The following is a 17,052-nucleotide window of genomic DNA, read 5'->3' on the forward strand; positions in this document are numbered from 1 at the left end:
ATTGCGTACCGCTGTTCACTTGCCAAATCGCGCTGACAGGGAGCCTTTCGGTCCCAGCCAATGACTCTAACAGAACTCCGCTACATCGTAACCTTGGCCCAGGAGCGTCATTTCGGCCGCGCCGCCGAGCGCTGCTTCGTCTCTCAACCGACGCTGTCGGTGGCCGTCAAGAAACTCGAGGACGAACTCGGCATCGCGCTGTTCGAGCGCTCCAAGTCCACCGTTCAGGTCACACCGCTGGGCGAGCGAATCGTCGAGCAGGCCCACCGCGTGCTGGAGCAGGCCACATTGATCCGGGAGATGGCCAGCGAAGGCAAGGATCAATTGATCAGCCCGCTGCGCATCGGCGCCATCTATACCATTGGCCCTTACCTGTTCCCGCACCTGATCCCGGCACTGTCGCGCATCGCCCCGCAGATGCCGTTGTATATCGAGGAGAGTTTCACCGGCGTGCTGCGGCGCAAGCTGCGCAGCGGCGAGTTGGACGCGATCTTCGTGGCGCTACCGTTCAACGAGCCCGACGTGGTCACCAAGACGCTCTACGAGGAGCCGTTCGAGGTGCTGCTGCCCGCCGGCCATCCGTGGACGGAAAAGGCGGCGATCGACAAGGAGGACCTGCTTACCGAGCGCCTGCTGCTGCTCGGCGAGGGCCACTGTTTCCGCGACCAGATCCTCGAGGCGTGCCCGGCGATCAGCGCCCAGCTCAACAATCCCGAGAACACCCTGATTGCGGAGGGCGGCTCGCTGGAGACCATTCGTCACATGGTCGCCTCCGGTCTGGGCATCACGGTACTGCCCAAATTGGCGATCGGCACCAGCCACTACGAAGGCGGGCTGCTGGAAAGCCGGCCGTTCAAGGGCGATGTGCCGATGCGCAGCGTCGCCCTGGCCTGGCGTGCCAGCTTCCCGCGGCCCAAGGCGATCGATGCCCTGATCCAGGCGATCGATAAAATCCAGGGTAGCGACGTCGAGGCGGCATGAGCCTCGACACGCCAGTCACCGAGCTCTCCGGCGTCGGCGAGGCCCTGGCCGGCAAGCTGGCCAGGCTGGGCATCGAGCAGGTCGCCGACCTGCTGTTCCACCTGCCGCTGCGCTATCAGGATCGGACCCGGATCACCCCGATCGGCACCCTGCGTGCCGGCACCGAGGCGGTGGTCGAGGGCGAGGTGAGCGCCGCAGAGGTGGTTCGCGGTCGCCGGCGCAGCCTGCTGGTGCGGCTCAAGGATGGCTCCGGCATCCTCAGCCTGCGCTTCTTCCACTTCTCGCCGGCCCAGCAGCAGCAGTTCGTCAAGGGCGTCCAGGTGCGCTGCTTCGGCGAGGCCCGCGCCGGCAGCACCGGACTCGAGATCTATCATCCGGAATATCGCCTGATCCAGTCCGACGCCACGCCGGTGGACGAACATCTCACGCCGATCTACCCGGCCACCGAGGGCCTGGCACAACCGCGCCTGCGGGCGCTGATCCAGCAGGCGCTGAAACGCCTGGCGGCGGCCCCAGAGAGCCTGCCGGAGTGGATACCCGAACCGCTGCGGGGCCGCTTTCGGCTGCCGGGATTGATCGAATCGCTGCGCTATCTCCATGAACCTCCGCCCGACGCCCCCCAGGAGCGTCTGGCCGATGGTCGCCATCCGGCCCAGCGGCGGCTGGCGCTGGAGGAGCTGCTGGCGCACCAGCTGAGCCTGCGCCAGGTGCGGCTGCGCATTCAGGCCGATGGCGCCCCCCCGCTGGCCGCCGCCAGCAACCTGCAGGCGCGCTTTCTGACCCAGCTGCCGTTCTCGCTGACCCAGGCCCAGCGTCGCGTGCTCGAGGAGATCGGCCGTGACCTGGAGCGGGAGGTGCCGATGCTGCGGCTGGTCCAGGGCGATGTCGGCTCGGGCAAGACCGTGGTCGCGGCGATGGCGGTGCTGAACGCCATCGCCGGCGACTGCCAGGCGGCGGTGATGGCACCCACCGAGATCCTCGCCGAGCAGCACTTCCGCCAGTTCCGCGCCTGGCTCGAACCGCTGGGCATCGAGGTGGGCTGGCTGGCCGGCAAGCTCAAGGGCAAGGCGCGCCTGGATACCAAGGCGGCCATCGCCGACGGTCGCGTGCAGGTCGCCGTCGGCACCCACGCGCTGTTCCAGGATGACGTGACTTTCCATCGGCTGGGGCTGGCGGTGATCGACGAGCAGCACCGCTTCGGCGTCCACCAGCGCCTGGCGCTGCGCCAGAAGGGCGAGTCCGGCGGACTGACCCCGCACCAGTTGATCATGACCGCCACGCCGATCCCGCGCACCCTGGCGATGAGCGCCTACGCCGATCTCGATCTCTCGGTGATCGACGAGCTCCCACCGGGCCGCACCCCGGTGCATACCGTGGCCGTGCCCGACGAGCGGCGTCCGGAAGTGATCCAGCGGATCCGCAACGCCTGTGCCGAAGGGCGTCAGGCCTACTGGGTTTGCACCCTGATCGAGGAGTCGGAGGCGCTCACCTGCCAGGCGGCGGAAGTGACTCGCGACACCCTGGTCGAAGCGCTGCCGGAACTCAACGTCGGGCTGGTCCACGGCCGCATGAAGGCGCAGGAGAAGGTCGAGGTGATGGACGCCTTCAAGCGCGGTGAGCTGGACCTGCTGGTCGCCACTACGGTGATCGAGGTCGGCGTCGACGTGCCCAACGCCAGCCTGATGATCATCGAGAATCCGGAGCGGCTGGGGCTCTCCCAGCTACATCAACTGCGTGGCCGGGTCGGCCGCGGGCGCGTCGACAGCTACTGCGTGCTGCTCTATCACCCGCCGCTGTCGAACCACTCCCGCCAGCGGCTCGGCATCCTGCGCGACACCACCGACGGCTTCAAGGTCGCCGAGAAGGATCTCGAACTGCGCGGCCCCGGCGAAGTGCTCGGCACCCGCCAGACCGGCCTGGCGCAGATGAAGATCGCCGACCTGGAGCGCGACCGCGATCTGCTCGATACCGTCACCGCGCTGGCCCAGGCGCTGCTGGAAGAAGCCCCCGACGCCGCGACGCCGCTGATCCGCCGCTGGCTCGGCGATGAAGCCGGGCGCTACGGGCAGGTATAACGCGGCCAACGCCGCGTCGGCACGGGTATCTCAGCCCAGCGGCAGCCGGTTGGTCGACTTCACCTCGCGCAGCGACAGGCTGGAGCGGATATTGGTCACCCCCGGCAGCCGTCGCAGCTCGCGCTCCACGAACCGGCTGTAGTCGTCCAGGTCCTTGGCCACGATGATCAGCAGGAAGTCGTCATCGCCGGTGGTGTTGTGGCAGGCGAGAATATTGGGACTGGCATTGATGATCCGCTCGAACGCCTCCACCGAGCCCGCGTGGTGCTCCGAGCAGTTGAGCTGGACGAAGGCCAGCACCCCCAGCCCCAGCCGCTTGCGATCCAGGTTGGCCTGATAGCCGGTGATCAGCTTCTCCTCCTCCAGCCGCTTGAGCCGCCGCCAGCACGGCGTCTCGCTCAGCGCCAGGCGCTCGGCCAGCTTGGCGTTGGTCATGCGGCCATCCTGCTGGAGCAGATCCAGCAGGCGAAGGTTGATGTCATCCAGCGGCTTCAAGGGAAAATCCTTCTCAATCTTGGCATGTCGATAGAACAAGCTTGCCACTTGGCGGGAAAACGGGGCAAGAAGGCAAAGATATTTCGGCCATCTGAGGTAGCCTGTCTCCTACGCTCAGCCGTTCTTGACGCCGCTTCCACTCAATCCTTTAACGCATGAGTTCATCGCCATGAAAGCCGTGGTCTTCGAAAGCTTCCAGACACCCCCCAGCCTGCAAACCGTTCCCGATCCCTCTCCCGAGCCCCACGGCGTGGTGGTGCGAGTGGAAGCGTCGGGGCTGTGCCGCAGCGACTGGCACGCCTGGATGGGGCACGACAGTGACATCGTGCTGCCCCACGTCCCCGGGCACGAGCTGGCCGGCACCATCGTCGCGGTGGGCAAGGATGTCACCCGCTGGCAGCCGGGGGCGCGGGTCACAGTGCCCTTCGTCAGCGGCTGCGGCGCCTGCCACGAGTGCCGCAGCGGCCATCAGCAGGTGTGCCACCACCAGGTGCAGCCCGGTTTCACCCAGTGGGGCTCCTACGCCGAGTACACCAGCCTGCAGCATGCCGATCTCAACCTGGTCGCGCTGCCAGAGAGCATGGATTTCGCCACCGCCGCGGGTCTCGGCTGTCGTTTCGCCACCTCCTTCCGGGCGGTGGTCGATCAGGGCCGGGTCAGCGGCGGGCAGTGGGTCAGCGTCTATGGCTGCGGCGGGGTCGGTCTCTCGGCGATCATGATCGCCAGCGCCCTGGGTGCCCAGGTGGTGGCGATCGATATCGACGACGCCAAGCTGCGCCTGGCCCAAGAGCTCGGCGCCACGGCGACCCTTAACGCGCGGCAGTGTGCCGACGTTGTCGAGGCGGTACGCGAGCTGAGCCAGGGCGGTACCCACGTCTCCCTGGATGCGCTGGGTAGCCAGCTCACCTGCCAGAACTCGATCCTGAGCCTGCGTACTCGCGGCAAGCACGTGCAGGTGGGGCTGATGGCGGGTGACCAGCAGTCGCCGCCGCTGCCCATGCACCGGGTCATCGCCGAGGAGCTGGAGATTCTGGGCAGCCACGGTATGCAGGCGCACCGCTACGGCGCCATGCTCGACATGGTCCGCCATGGCCGTCTCGACCCGGCGCGCCTGGTCGGCCAGCGCATCAGCCTGACCGAAGCACCGGCGGCGTTGATGGCGATGGATTCGTTCCAGGGCGTAGGGGCCACGGTGATCACCGACTTCCGCTAGGCCTGCAGGAAGAAGCCTCCCGCCGATCCGCTGCTGTTTGGCCGACGAGGCCGGCAGGGATGGGCAGATCCAGACTTCAAGGCGCGGCCACGGCGCCCGGCGTCTCAACTCGCCTCGACCGCCTTCTCGTCGTGCGCGGTCTGCGTCTGGGTCTCGATCAGGCGCGCCGCGGCTTCACTCATCGGCACCAGCTGGCGGCTGATATGGGCGAGCTGCGCCTGGATCAGGCGACGCTCGTCGTCGCCGTCATCCTGGGCACTGGTCGGCTCCTGCTCGAAGATGGCGACGAGGTCGTTCTGTTCGGTCTTGAAGTCGGGTATCGCCTCGCGGGCGTTCAGTCCGGCGGCGATGGCATCGAAACCATCGGCAAGCCGGCGCGCGGCGACGTAGGTGTCGGTATCGCTCTCGCTCGCCGCCAGCGCGCCACGATGAGCCCCCAGCGCAGAGAGATAGCCCAGCAACGTGTGCGAGACGACGAGGAAGCGAAAGCCTTCGTCGGCATCCTTCTTGCGGTAGTGCCCGGGCTCCTGAAGCATGTTGGCGAGCACGGTCGAGAGCGCGGCATCGGCGTTGTGTGCGTTGCGCCGGGCCAGGCGATAGGCGAGGTCATCCTGCTTGCCGGCTTCGTACTGATGAACGATCTCGCGCAGGTAGGCACTGCTGCCGGTGAGCGCCGCGCCGGCCACCTTGTGGAGCCGGCGTCCCTGCCAGTCGGGCAGGATGAAGAATACCGCGAGCCCCGAGATCACCGCGCCGATGAGCGTGTCGATCAGCCGCGGCATGATCAGGTCGAAACCGTCGCCGACCTGGTTGAAGCTCGCCAGCACCAGCGTGGTGATGGCGGCGGTCGCGATCACGTAGTGCTTCTCGCGGTTGGCGAAGAAGACGACACCGGCGACGATGGCGATCAGCGACTGCATCAGCGGATCGGGAAACAGGCTGATCAGCGCCCAGCCGACCACCAGCCCCACCACCGTGCCGATGATGCGCTGACGCAGGAAGCGCCGGGTGGCACCGAAGTTGGGCCGGCACACGAACAGCGTGGTGAGCAGAATCCAGAAGCCCTGTGTCGGGTGAACCAGGTGCAGCACGCCGTAGCCGACCAGCAGCGCGATCGACAGCCGCAGCGCATGGCGGAAGGTCGGCGAACCCGAAGTCAGGTTGAGGCGTACCCGCTCCCAGGCATCCTTGAAGCTGCGGGGCGAACGATTGAACAGGCTCGCATCCTTCTGGTCGACGACGGCGTCGGGGTTGTGAGCGCTGGAGAGCTGATCCTCGAGCGTGGCCAGATTGCGCGCCAGCGCCTGCAGCGAGCGTAGCAGCGGTGTCCACGCCGGGTTGCGCTGGGCGCGCAGGTAGACGATCGAGGCGCGCAGGTCCTCGAGAGCCTGCTCGCTCAGGCTGTGGTCGAACGGTTGACGCAGCAGCAGCGCCTTGCCGAGCCGTTTGCAGGCTCGCCCCTGCTGGTCGAGCAGACGCTGGCAGCGGAACAGCACGTCGTGGTGGAAGAAGGTCTCGGCCAGCGCCGAATAGGGGTAGTGCGAAGCGCTGATTCGCTCGTGGATGTCCTGGGCGATGAAGTAGAGTCGCAGGTAGCGATTGAGCTTGCGGCTGCCACGCTGGCCTTCGAGACGCCGGAAGATCATCTCCTTGGCCTGATTGAGCGCCATCACCACCCGCCCGTTCTGGCGCGCCAGCGCCACGCGCCGGGCCTCCACATCGAGCCCGCGCAGCGGCTCGAACAGCGTCGCCTTGATGATCAGGTACTCGCCCAGCTCACGGTAGAGCTGGGCCATGCTCTGCTTGACCGGCTGGCGCGAGAAGAGCAGGCACCAGATGACCGAGATCAGGCCATACCAGGCCGCGCCGCCGACCAGCAGCAGCGGCTGATGCCAGAAATTGCCATCGGTGGTACCGCCGTGCTGCTCGATGTTGATCATCGAGTAGACGGAGAGAATCAGCGTGGCGGAAGCGATGGTGGCATAGCGCTGCTCGATGGCACCGAGCATGATCAGCACGAACGCGGACAGCGCGAGCCCCGGTGCGAAAAGCCACGGCCAGGGGAACAGCAGCTCCACCGAGGTGGAGGCGACGAAGAAGCAGATCAGCGTGACCAGCAGGGCCCGGACCCGGCCTTCCCAGTTGTCGTCGGTCTCGGAGAGGGCGCTGGCAATGATGCCCAGAAACAGCGGGATGGCGAGCGCGATCTGATCGAGAGTCCAGCTCAGCGCGATGGCACCGCTGAAAGCGAGGAAGACACGAAGGCTGTAGGCGAACTTGTCGAGCGTCCAGAGACGGCGCAGCGAGTGGGACAGCGAATCGGAAATCTCGGCTTCTCCAGGATCTTGGCTCTCGAGGCACGATAGCCTGTCGGACAAGAAGTTGACAGGCGTCTTGAGTCGAAGAGCCGAAACGAACTCAAGTGCGTGGTAGCCGTTATCGGCATGCGAACCCGGCATCACGCATTAGACTTTAGTATAACTCCGATACCCCGATTCACCACAGTTCCGACAGCGCTTTATTCCCTCGCGCTTGTCCGGCACCATCGCTCCTTTCCGCCACCGTGTCCGCAGGAGGTGCCGCTCGCGCCCGCACTTTCCGTTGGGCACTGGCGGTCTCCGTACGCCACCGTCTCATGGAGCGCCATGGCCCTCTCCGTTCGTCCGACTCGCCGCCCGCTTCGCATCCTCGGCCACAGCGTGCGCGCCATCGCCTTGATCGCCACCATCGGCTGGGGCGCTCTCGCAATCCACTTCGAGCTGCCCGGCTCGCCCGGCGTGGTGATCTCGACCCTTGCCGTCTGGTGCCTGGTCGGCGGCGTTGCCTTGCTGGCGCCGCTCTGGCAACGCGCGCGGCCGCACCTCGCGCTGGCGGCACGCTGCAGCTTCGTCATCGCGCTGATCACCCTCGTTGCCTGGTGGCAGGGTTTGACTCCCCGCAGCGACCGCGACTGGGCCCCCGACGTCGCCCGCCAGCTCTCCTACGAGCGCGAGGGCGATCGGGTGACGCTACATGACGTTCGCGATTTCGAGTGGCATACGCCGGAGACCGCGACACCGCATTGGGAGACCCGCGAGTACGATCTGTCGCAGCTCGACCGTGTCGACATGATCGTCTCCTACTGGATGGGACCGGCAATCGCCCACACCCTGGTCAGCTTCGGCTTCGACGATGGCCGGCATCTGACCTTCTCGGTGGAGATCCGTCGCGAGCGCGATGAAGCGTTCTCGATCAGCGGCGGTTTCTTCAAGCAGTTCGAGGTCAACCTGATCGCCGCCGACGAGAACGATATTCTGCGCCTGCGCAGCAACGTCAGAGGCGAAGACGTCTATCTCTACAACGTGGGGCTGTCGCCGGCCGCCCGGCGCGAGCTGTTTTTGGCCTATCTCGACGAAGCCGACAGGCTGCGCGCGGACCCCGCGTTCTACAACACCCTGACCAGCAACTGCACCACCATCGTCTTCGACATGGTCGACAAGATCGTGCCGGGCCTGCCCAGGGATATCCGGCTGATTCTCTCCGGCTATCTGCCGGCGTACGTCTACGATATCGGTGGGCTGGACAGCAGCCATTCGCTCGAATTCCTGCGCCAGCGGGGCCATATCAATCCGCGCGCCCGGCAGATCCCGTACAATGCGGGGAGCGAGGCCTTTTCCCGCGCCATCCGCGATGGCGTCCCCGTCGCCGACGGCGAGACCGTTCATGCGTCACCGCCCTGACCCGAACCCAATGCCATGACTTCCCTGCGCGACGCCATCGAAAAGCGTATCAGCCACCTGACCGGCCGCACGCTGGGCGGGGTCGACTACACCGAGCCCAAGGGCGATCCCGGCCTGTTCGGTCCGGATACCGTCGCCTGGCAGGTCCACGGCGAGTTCACGCCGATGATGTGCGGCGGTGTCAGCGCGCTGCTGCTGCAGACGTTGCACCCGCTGGCCCTGGCCGGCATCTGGGATCACTCCCACTTCCGCCAGGACATGATCGGCCGGCTGCGCCGTACCAGCCAGTTCATCGCCGTCACCACCTTCGGTGCCCGCGATGACGCCGAGCGGGTCATCGAGCGGGTGCGCCGGGTTCACGACGGCGTCCACGGTCACGCCGCCGACGGCACGCCCTACGCCGCCAACGACCCCGAACTGCTGGTGTGGGTCCACGTGGCCGAAATGAGCCGCTTCCTGGCCGCCCACATGCGCTATCGCAATCCCCGGCTCAGCCTCGAGAACCAGGATCGCTACTTCGATGAAACCGCACGCGTCGCCGAGGCACTGGGCGCGCGCCATGTGCCCCGATCGCGCGCGGCGATCGACGCCTATCTGGAACGTCAGCGTCGGTATCTCGTCTGCGACACACGGACCCGCGACGTGACCGACGTGCTGCTGCACGCCTTGCCGCCCAACCCGATCTTCCGGTCGGCCGGGACGCTGTTCATGCGCGCCGGCATCGATCTGCTGCCCTCCTGGGCGGCGACACTGCTCAGCCTCAAGATGTCGCGACTCGAGCGCCACGCGGTTCGCGGCGGCATCCGTGCCATCGCCCCGGTGATGCGCTGGGCGGTGCGCAACGGCTCCTATCGCCGGGCCCTGGAACGGATGCAGGCGAGGGAGCAGGCTCAGCGCTGAACGCCGGTCAGCTCGCGGCGCAACCATTCGGCGAGGCGCTCGCCGCGCCGGGTATCGATGCCGGGCGCCAGCCACAGCCCCAGCGACGCATCGGTCTCGATCGCCGGCCACGGCGCCATCAGCCGTCCCTGGTGCAGCTCGCTCGCCACCAGCAACTCGGGCGCGATGGCGACGCCCAGGCCGGCCAGCGCAGCCTCCAGCAGATAGTAGAGATGCTCGAAACTACGCCCCCTGGCGCGCGCGTCGGCCAGCGTCGTGTCATCGACGCCCATGGCCGCTGCCCACTGGGGCCAGGCTTGCGGCCGCGACGCCGTATCCAGCAGCGTGAGCCCCTCGAGCATTGCCCTGGCCGACCCCTTCGCTGCCGTCGTCCAGATCGCCGGTGTCGCGACCGCGACGATGCGCTCCGACATCAGTTCGAACACCGGCATGTCATCAAACCAGGGCGGCGCGGCGAAACGCAGCGTGGCATCGACATCCTCGCGACGCGGGTCGAGTTCGTTTTCGCTGGAGACCACCCGCAGGCGCAGCTCGGGCAGGTCGGCATTGAGCCGGTCGAGCCGCGGGATCAACCAGCGTGCCAGCAGGCTGCCGGGACAGGCCAGCGTGAACGGCGCCTCGTCGAGATGGCGGGTCAGCGCCGAGCAGCCCTCGCTCAAGCGTGAGAAAGCCTCACCGACGGCAGGATATAGCAGACGACCGTGACTCGTCGGCACGAGCCCGCGCCCAGCCTTCTCGAACAGTTCGACGCCAAAGTGTTCTCCCAGCGTTCGCAACTGGCGACTCACCGCACCATGCGTGACATGAAGCTCCTCGGCGGCGGCACTGACGCTGCCCAGGCGGGCGGTGGCCTCGAACGCGCGCAACGCATTGAGAGACGGTAACGTGGCCATCGCAGGCCCCCATTAGGTGATTTTTTCTCACATTACGCGGAGAGTTTATCGATTTTTTCCCTCTCGCCGCCAGCCTAGTCTGGGGGCATCGAATCGATGACCGGATCTGAACGATGAACTCGACATTGAAGACTCTCCCCGACCACAACGGCTTTTTTGTACCCGCCACTCCTGGCGGCCACCCTTCGGGCCGTCGCCGGCGCGACGTCAAAAATTTTCCCCGGGAATTTTTGGGTGGCAGCGCGGACGATGGCCACGGCACGCCGTCGAACCTGGGCTACGGCGGGCGCTATGTCGCCGAGACGCTGATGCCGCTGATCGGCGAGATCGAAGCCGCCTATGACGAGGCTCGCCTCGACCCCGCCTTCCAGGCCAGGCTGGAGGAGCTTCAGCGCGACTACGTGGGGCGCGCCACTCCGCTCTATTTCGCCGAGCGTCTGACCGAACACTTCGGCGGTGCGCGGATCTACCTGAAGCGCGAGGATCTCAATCACACCGGCGCGCACAAGATCAACAACGCCCTGGGTCAGGCGCTGCTGGCGCAGCGCATGGGCCGCCAACGGCTGATCGCGGAGACCGGGGCCGGCATGCACGGCGTGGCCGTCGCCACGATCGCCGCGCGGCTCGGCCTGGGTTGCGTGATCTACATGGGGGCGACCGATATCGAGCGCCAGCAGCCCAACGTTCAGCGCATGCGCCTGCTCGGCGCCGAGATCGTGCCGGTCCACAGTGGCACGGCGACGCTCAAGGACGCCATGAACGAGGCGCTGCGCGACTGGGTCGCCAACGTCGACGACACCTTCTACATCATCGGCACGGTGGCGGGGCCCGCGCCTTATCCGCGCATGGTGCGGGATTTCCAGACGGTGATCGGTCTCGAGACACGCGAGCAGCTGCTGACGGCGCAGGGTCGTCTGCCGGACACGCTGGTCGCCTGCGTCGGCGGCGGCTCCAACGCCATGGGACTGTTCCATGCCTTTCTCGACGACGCGGCGGTTGCCATGGTCGGCGTGGAGGCCGCCGGGGAAGGGCTGGAGAGCGGCCGCCACGCCGCCAGTCTCAACGGCGGCGCGCCCGGCATCCTGCACGGCAATCGTACCTATCTGCTGCAGGACGACGACGGCCAGATTCGCGATGCGCACTCGATCTCCGCGGGACTCGACTATCCCGGCATCGGCCCCGAGCACGCCTACCTTCACGACAGCGGCCGGGCGAGCTATGTCGCGGTCACCGACGAGGAGGCGCTCGAGGCCGTCGCGCTCTGCTGCCGGCTGGAAGGGATCCTGCCGGCACTGGAATCGGCCCACGCGCTCCATCACGCCGGGCGGCTGGCCGCCAGGCAGGAAGCGGACCAGATCATCGTGGTCTGCCTGAGCGGTCGCGGCGACAAGGACATGGACACCATCACCCGTCACCTGATGCCCGAGGAGGCCGAATCATGAACGCACCGTCATCGACGATCGACACGCAGCAGACCGAGACCCCGCGCCCTGTCTCTCCCCTGACCGATTCACGCCTGGCGCGCCGTTTCGCGGCGCTGAGTGTCGAGAATCGCGCCGCGCTGGTGACCTACGTGATGGCCGGCGACCCCGATCCCGTCACCAGCGGCGACCTGCTCGCCCGGCTGCCGGCCGCGGGCGCCGACATCATCGAACTGGGGATGCCGTTCAGCGACCCGATGGCCGACGGCGTGGCCATCCAACGTGCCGGACAGCGGGCCCTGGCGAATGGCCAGACCCTGGCGCGAACCCTGCAGATGGTGCGCGATTTTCGCCAGCGCGACGAGGAGACGCCGATCGTGCTGATGGGTTATCTCAATCCGCTCCAGCGCTTCGGCGAGGATCGCTTCCTGCAAGCGGCAGCGGAGGCCGGTGTGGATGGACTGATCCTGGTCGATCTGCCGCCGGAGCACGGCGCCGCGCTGACGGCCAGGGCACGCGACCTGGGTCTGGCGCGAATCCCGCTGGTGGCGCCGACGACACCGCCCGATCGACTACCGGCCCTGCTGGCGCAGGGTGACGGCTTCGTCTATCGCATCGCCTTCAACGGCGTGACCGGCAGTCGGCGACTCGATATCGCGGCGGAGCTGGGTCGCGCGCTCGACGATCTCAAGCGGCAGTCGCCGTTGCCTGTCGCCGTCGGCTTTGGCGTGCGCGACGGCGACACGGCCGCCGCCATTGCCAGGGTCACCGACGCGGTGGTCGTCGGTAGCGCGCTGATCGAACGACTCGCCGAGTCAGGTCCGGAGAGTGCGCTGGCGTTGATCCGGGAACTGGCCGATTCGATCCATGGTGCGCGAATCGGCGAATCCTGAGTGCGCGCAATCGTTCGATTTTGCGCATCGATACATGCATAAAAACGCGCTTTTGTTCGATTAATTGATCGATACACTGTCTCCATCGCGCCGCGGCTGACGCTCGGCGCCCGCAACCAGGAGACACTCCATGTTGACGATCAGACACGCTGGCGAGCGCGGTTACGCCGATCACGGCTGGCTCAAGAGCTATCACTCTTTCTCGTTCGCCGGCTACCACGATCCGAAGCACGTCCACTTCAGCGTACTGCGGGTCATCAACGAAGATCGCGTGGCGCCCGGTCAAGGCTTTGGCCGGCACGGCCATCAGGACATGGAGATCTTCTCCTATGTCCTGAGCGGCGAGCTGGGTCATCGGGACACCCTGGGCAACGGCTCCTCGATCGGCCCCGGCCGAGTGCAGATCATGACCACGGGAAGTGGCGTCGAGCACAGCGAGTTCAACCACTCGACCAGCGAACCGGTCCACTTCCTGCAGATCTGGCTGTTCCCCCGAGAGCGCGGCCTGACCCCGCACTACGCCGAGAAGGATTTCACGGATGCCGACAAGCGTGGCCGGCTGTGCCTGATTCTCTCGCCTGACGGTCGCGACGGTTCGCTCACCCTGCAGCAGGATGCCTTCATCTACGCGTCGCTGCTCGACGCCGACGAGCGTGTCGAGCTGGCACTGGCCGATGGCCGTCAGAGCTACGTCTATGTGGTGCGCGGCAAGGTGAGCGTCAACGGCCAGGCGCTTGAGGGCGGCGATGCGCTGATGCTGGTGGAAGAGCCAGGCGTGACCCTGGAACACGGCGAGGATGCCGAAGTGCTGGTATTCGATCTGCCGACGATATCCTGATCTGAATCTTGGCGGCCACCTACGGGTGTCCGCCATTCGAACAGCGTGAAAGACCACCCAACTCGAGGAAGTTACCGATGATGTCGAACAAGATCGTCCTGGCTGCAGCCCTGCTGGCGTCGACGGCAAGCGTCAGCGCGATGGCAGATACCACGACTTACCAAATGGATCCCACGCATACCAGCGTCGTGGCTTCCTGGAGCCACTTCGGGTTCTCTCACCCGACGGCCACGTTCTCGGACGTGACCGGCACCATTCAGTTCGATGAGGACGACGTCGCCAATTCCAGTGTCGAGGTGACCATTCCGGTCAAGACCGTGGACACCAAGGTGCCGGCACTCAACGAGGAGTTCCTGGGCAGCGAGTACTTCGACGTTGCGCAGTATCCCGACGCCACGTTCAAGAGCACCGAGATCGAATCGGTGGGTAACGATCGGTACGACGTGCATGGCGACCTGACCGTCAAGGGCGTGACCAAGCCGGTCGTGCTGCACGCCACGCTCAATGGCGTTGGCGAGCATCCGATGGCGAAGGTGCCGGCGCTGGGCTTCGACGCCGAGACGACCCTTCAGCGCAGCTATTTCGGCCTGGATCAGTATGTGCCCAATGTCAGCGATGACATCACCATTCGCCTGTCGAGCGAAGCCGAAGCCGCCAAGCCGTCCACCGCACAGTAAAGACGGGATGCTGACGGGCATTCCCGCCGGCCGACGAAAAGCGCCCCTGGCAGTTCATCACTGCCAGGGGCGCTGCGGTTCAGGGCCGGCGCATCATCAAGATAGGCTAGAGATGCTTGAGCAGTCCCTGCAGTCGCTCCAGATCGCGGGAGTCGCCCACCAACCGCAGGCGGCCATCGAACAGCCCCTCTCGGAAGGCGCGCTGAGACGGTTTACGGAGAAAGCGGGTCGCGCTGTCGGCGTCACGAAAGCGTAGCTCCAGCGCCAGATCCACCGGCAGACCGGGAGCGCTCTGGATTGCCTGGGGCGTCATGCGATAGTGCCGAGCAATCGACAGGTCTTCGGTGGCCACACCCCAGTCGAACCGACGGAGCTTTTCCAGCGTGTCACGGAATGCCGTCTTGCGCGAGCGCGCACGTTTGAGCATCACGCCAAGCCACCACAGCATCAACTTGAGCTTCATGCCACCTCGCACGACCGATCAACAGGACAGGGAATGTATCGAATAATGCCGACCCGCCGGCATCGGGACGGATCGGCTATCGCTGCGCTCATTGGCGGATGAGCGACTCGGGAATTCGAAACCCGAACTTACTTGCTGACGGCGTCCTTGAGAGCCTTGCCGGGCTTGAAGGCCACGGTCTTGCTGGCCGGGATGTTCAACGGCTTGCCAGTCTGCGGGTTCTTACCCGTCCGTGCGGCACGCTCGCGAACCGTAAATGAACCAAAACCGATCAAAGTGACATCGCTACCTTTGGAAACCGTACCGGTGATTTCGTCGAGAATGACGTTCAGCACCTGACTGGCCTTGTCCTTCGAAAGATCCGCACGCTCGGCAATCGCCGCAGCGAGTTCTGGCTTACGCATAGAGCCCTCCTAGTTTGGCTATGGCGTCACCTGAAACGCCTCGCATCTAAAACGAGTTGTTGTTCTCGATGAGGGGAATGCCCTCCGAACGCATAATAAGCCGCTCGGGGCGCGGTTTGTCCAGCATCAGGTGACGATTCATGGCTGATACAACCGTAGCCACCGAGGCTAGCCTAGCAACGGGGGGGCAGCTCGCGCCAGTTCGACTTTACGACGAACGCAGCGCCCGGTCAGCGCGAAGCCCAGCAACCGCCCTGCCTGATCCTCGGCCAGGGCGCTGAAATCGCTGGCCTCTCCCTCGATCCGCCAGCGGTGCGGGGGTTCGCGCGGTGGCAGCGCGACAACCGGTAGCAGTGGTGTCTTGACCACCACCGGCCAGGCGCCGTAGCTCGCCTCGGTCGGTATCCCGGTCAGCGTTGCCGCCAGCGCCTTGACCGCGGCCTGCAGTGGCTGAACGTACATGGCGCTCACTCCGCCGGCCGGGGCGCCGAGCCCGTCGACACAGGCCACGTCACCCAGCGCAAAGATATCCGGTGCACTGGTCGCGAGCCGGCGGTCGGTCAGGATACCGGCCGGCGACACCGCCAGCCCTGCGGCCTCGGCCAGGCCGGTACGCGGGCACAGCCCCGTCGCGACCAGCACCAGATCCGCTGCCAGCACTTCGCCATCGTCGAGTGCCAGCGTCACACCGTCGCCATCGTCGTGAAGCGCTGTCACCTGACGTTCGAAATAACCGCTAATACCGGCTTCGGCGAAGGCCTCGCCGAGGGCCCGCCCCAACGGTGGTGGCAACAGGCGTGGCAGCGGCGCCGGCTCGGGCGCGACCAGCGCGATCCGGTGGCCTCCTGCATGGAGGTCATTGGCGAACTCACAACCCACCAGCCCGGCGCCGATGATGGCGATGCGGGCCTGCTGGCCGGGGTGGCGATCCAGCACCCCGCGCAAGCGACGGTAGTCATCGAGATCGTTGATCTGAAAGACCCGGTCGCGCAGCGAGGATGCCACCTCGAACGGCTGCCGGGGGGCGGCTCCGGTCGCCAGCACCAGCTGGCCGTAGGGTAGCGTCTCGGCACCGATCATCAGCCGATGGCCGACGGGGTCGATGGCATCGACGGGCGTCCGGGTACGGACCCGCGCCTTCAGCGTCGTGGCCAGGCCCACCGCATCGTGCATGGCCAGCGATTGTGGCGTCTGCCGCTTGGCGAAGGCGCTGGAGAGCAGCGGCTTGGTGTACTCGTCGCCACTGTCGGCACTGATCAGGGTGATCGGCCGCTCGCCATCACGGCTCCGAACGGCTCGGGCCAGGCCCACGCCGGCCATGCCGGTGCCGATGATCGTCAGGGGCGCGCTGGAGGGATCGGATTGACTCATTGCGGGGCTCGTCGGTCGGTCGTCTCGAGGCCTCATGTTACACTACGCCGCCTTCGACCCGCGCCGTCCCGGTGGTTCCTGACCGTTCCACGGCGCTTCCCTGATGCGTCCTGATGGAGTCGCTTCGCGTGCCCTCAGCTTGTTACTGCCATGCAATGTCGCCCGCCGAACGATCCTGGCGATGGATTCGCTGGGTTCCCGCCGTCACCCGCCGACCTTGCATGAGCGCCGCCTGGTGGCAGTGGGTAGGCTCTACCGATTCGCTCACCGCCCGGTTGGTCGCGGCCTCCAGGCGCCCTTTCCGGGTCAGGCTGGAACACCAGGGCGTCGAACGACCGCGCCGCGACGAGGCGCTTGCCTTGGGGCTGGCGCCGACCGACCTCGCCTGGATACGCGAGGTCACGCTGATGAGCGGCGAGCGACCGTGGGTGGCGGCGCGCTCGGTCACCCCACTGGATCGTACCGGTTGTCGGCGCCTGCGCACGCTGGGCGAGCGTTCGCTGGGGAGTTGGCTATTCGCGCAGCCCGACCTGCAACGCGACCCGATCGAGGTGGCGCGAGTCTCCGCGGACGCGGAGGGCGTGTGGCTGCGGCGGTCACGTTTCCGTCACGGCAGCATTCAACTGCTGGTGCAGGAGTGCTTCCTGCACGAAATGGCGGAGGACCTGGGCCTGGCTCTCCCGGGACGACGACCGACGACCTGAACGAC

16 protein-coding genes are annotated in these 17,052 nt (G+C 66.4%); 10 read left to right on the forward strand and 6 right to left on the reverse strand.

Going from position 1 to position 17,052, the window contains the following annotated elements; all coding sequences use genetic code 11:
* Positions 1-60 precede the first annotated feature (60 nt).
* Positions 61-981, forward strand: a complete 921-nt coding sequence (locus DOM56_RS02290; RefSeq protein ID WP_110601802.1) for a hydrogen peroxide-inducible genes activator — start codon at positions 61-63, stop codon at positions 979-981.
* Positions 978-3,056 carry an ATP-dependent DNA helicase RecG gene (recG, locus tag DOM56_RS02295; protein ID WP_110707299.1) on the forward strand — a complete coding sequence of 693 codons (2,079 nt, stop codon included), beginning with the start codon at positions 978-980 and terminating at the stop codon, positions 3,054-3,056. Before DOM56_RS02290 ends, recG begins: the two co-directional genes overlap by 4 nt.
* A gap of 30 nt (positions 3,057-3,086) precedes the next feature.
* On the opposite strand, the gene DOM56_RS02300 is transcribed toward recG, so the two are convergent.
* Complete coding sequence (locus tag DOM56_RS02300) at positions 3,087-3,551, reverse strand: Lrp/AsnC family transcriptional regulator (protein WP_110707300.1); 465 nt, start codon at positions 3,549-3,551, stop codon at positions 3,087-3,089.
* Between the two features lie 169 nt (positions 3,552-3,720).
* On the opposite strand from DOM56_RS02300, the gene DOM56_RS02305 reads away from it, so the two are divergent.
* Positions 3,721-4,764, forward strand: coding sequence for a zinc-dependent alcohol dehydrogenase family protein (locus tag DOM56_RS02305; RefSeq protein ID WP_110707301.1), 1,044 nt, complete (start codon positions 3,721-3,723; stop codon positions 4,762-4,764).
* A 104-nt stretch (positions 4,765-4,868) separates the two neighbouring features.
* On the opposite strand, the gene yccS is transcribed toward DOM56_RS02305, so the two are convergent.
* The gene (yccS, locus tag DOM56_RS02310) at positions 4,869-7,091 is read right to left on the reverse strand and encodes a YccS family putative transporter (RefSeq protein ID WP_232822164.1); all 2,223 of its coding nucleotides are present in this window, start codon (positions 7,089-7,091) and stop codon (positions 4,869-4,871) included.
* Positions 7,092-7,409: 318 nt separating this feature from the next.
* Between yccS and DOM56_RS02315 the strand changes: the two genes are divergently transcribed.
* A complete protein-coding gene (locus tag DOM56_RS02315; protein WP_110707303.1) occupies positions 7,410-8,483 on the forward strand; it encodes a DUF4105 domain-containing protein in 1,074 nt (357 codons plus the stop codon).
* 15 nt (positions 8,484-8,498) lie between these two features.
* Positions 8,499-9,383 carry an oxygenase MpaB family protein gene (locus DOM56_RS02320; protein WP_110707304.1) on the forward strand — a complete coding sequence of 295 codons (885 nt, stop codon included), beginning with the start codon at positions 8,499-8,501 and terminating at the stop codon, positions 9,381-9,383.
* On the opposite strand, the gene DOM56_RS02325 is transcribed toward DOM56_RS02320, so the two are convergent.
* The gene (locus tag DOM56_RS02325) at positions 9,374-10,276 is read right to left on the reverse strand and encodes a LysR family transcriptional regulator (protein WP_110707305.1); all 903 of its coding nucleotides are present in this window, start codon (positions 10,274-10,276) and stop codon (positions 9,374-9,376) included. The genes DOM56_RS02320 and DOM56_RS02325 overlap by 10 nt on opposite strands.
* A gap of 113 nt (positions 10,277-10,389) precedes the next feature.
* Here DOM56_RS02325 and trpB point away from each other — a divergent pair, with 113 nt between their 5' ends.
* From trpB to DOM56_RS02345, 4 genes are all read left to right on the forward strand, one after another.
* The gene (gene trpB, locus DOM56_RS02330) at positions 10,390-11,718 is read left to right on the forward strand and encodes a tryptophan synthase subunit beta (RefSeq protein WP_110707306.1); all 1,329 of its coding nucleotides are present in this window, start codon (positions 10,390-10,392) and stop codon (positions 11,716-11,718) included.
* Positions 11,715-12,590, forward strand: a complete 876-nt coding sequence (trpA, locus tag DOM56_RS02335) for a tryptophan synthase subunit alpha (protein ID WP_110707307.1) — start codon at positions 11,715-11,717, stop codon at positions 12,588-12,590. Before trpB ends, trpA begins: the two co-directional genes overlap by 4 nt.
* 130 nt (positions 12,591-12,720) lie before the next feature.
* Positions 12,721-13,428, forward strand: coding sequence for a pirin family protein (locus tag DOM56_RS02340; RefSeq protein ID WP_110707308.1), 708 nt, complete (start codon positions 12,721-12,723; stop codon positions 13,426-13,428).
* A 77-nt stretch (positions 13,429-13,505) separates the two neighbouring features.
* Positions 13,506-14,105: a YceI family protein gene (locus DOM56_RS02345; protein WP_232822138.1), complete on the forward strand. Its 600-nt coding sequence runs from the start codon at positions 13,506-13,508 to the stop codon at positions 14,103-14,105.
* Positions 14,106-14,211: 106 nt separating this feature from the next.
* Here the strand turns inward: DOM56_RS02345 and DOM56_RS02350 are convergent, their stop codons facing one another.
* The 3 genes from DOM56_RS02350 to DOM56_RS02360 all read right to left on the reverse strand — a co-directional run bounded on the left by DOM56_RS02350 (position 14,212) and on the right by DOM56_RS02360 (position 16,343).
* Positions 14,212-14,568 (reverse strand): hypothetical protein, encoded by a 357-nt coding sequence (locus tag DOM56_RS02350; protein ID WP_110707309.1) that lies wholly within the window; start codon positions 14,566-14,568, stop codon positions 14,212-14,214.
* A gap of 128 nt (positions 14,569-14,696) precedes the next feature.
* On the reverse strand, positions 14,697-14,972 hold the full coding sequence (locus tag DOM56_RS02355) for an HU family DNA-binding protein (protein ID WP_035472794.1): 276 nt from the start codon (positions 14,970-14,972) through the stop codon (positions 14,697-14,699).
* A gap of 168 nt (positions 14,973-15,140) precedes the next feature.
* Positions 15,141-16,343 carry an FAD-dependent oxidoreductase gene (locus tag DOM56_RS02360; protein WP_110707310.1) on the reverse strand — a complete coding sequence of 401 codons (1,203 nt, stop codon included), beginning with the start codon at positions 16,341-16,343 and terminating at the stop codon, positions 15,141-15,143.
* A 221-nt stretch (positions 16,344-16,564) separates the two neighbouring features.
* Between DOM56_RS02360 and DOM56_RS02365 the strand changes: the two genes are divergently transcribed.
* Complete coding sequence (locus DOM56_RS02365) at positions 16,565-17,047, forward strand: chorismate lyase (RefSeq protein ID WP_348627085.1); 483 nt, start codon at positions 16,565-16,567, stop codon at positions 17,045-17,047.
* The last annotated feature ends 5 nt before the right edge of the window (positions 17,048-17,052 follow it).

This window comes from Salinicola sp. CR57 (assembly GCF_003206585.1).
Taxonomy (GTDB): domain Bacteria; phylum Pseudomonadota; class Gammaproteobacteria; order Pseudomonadales; family Halomonadaceae; genus Salinicola; species Salinicola lusitanus.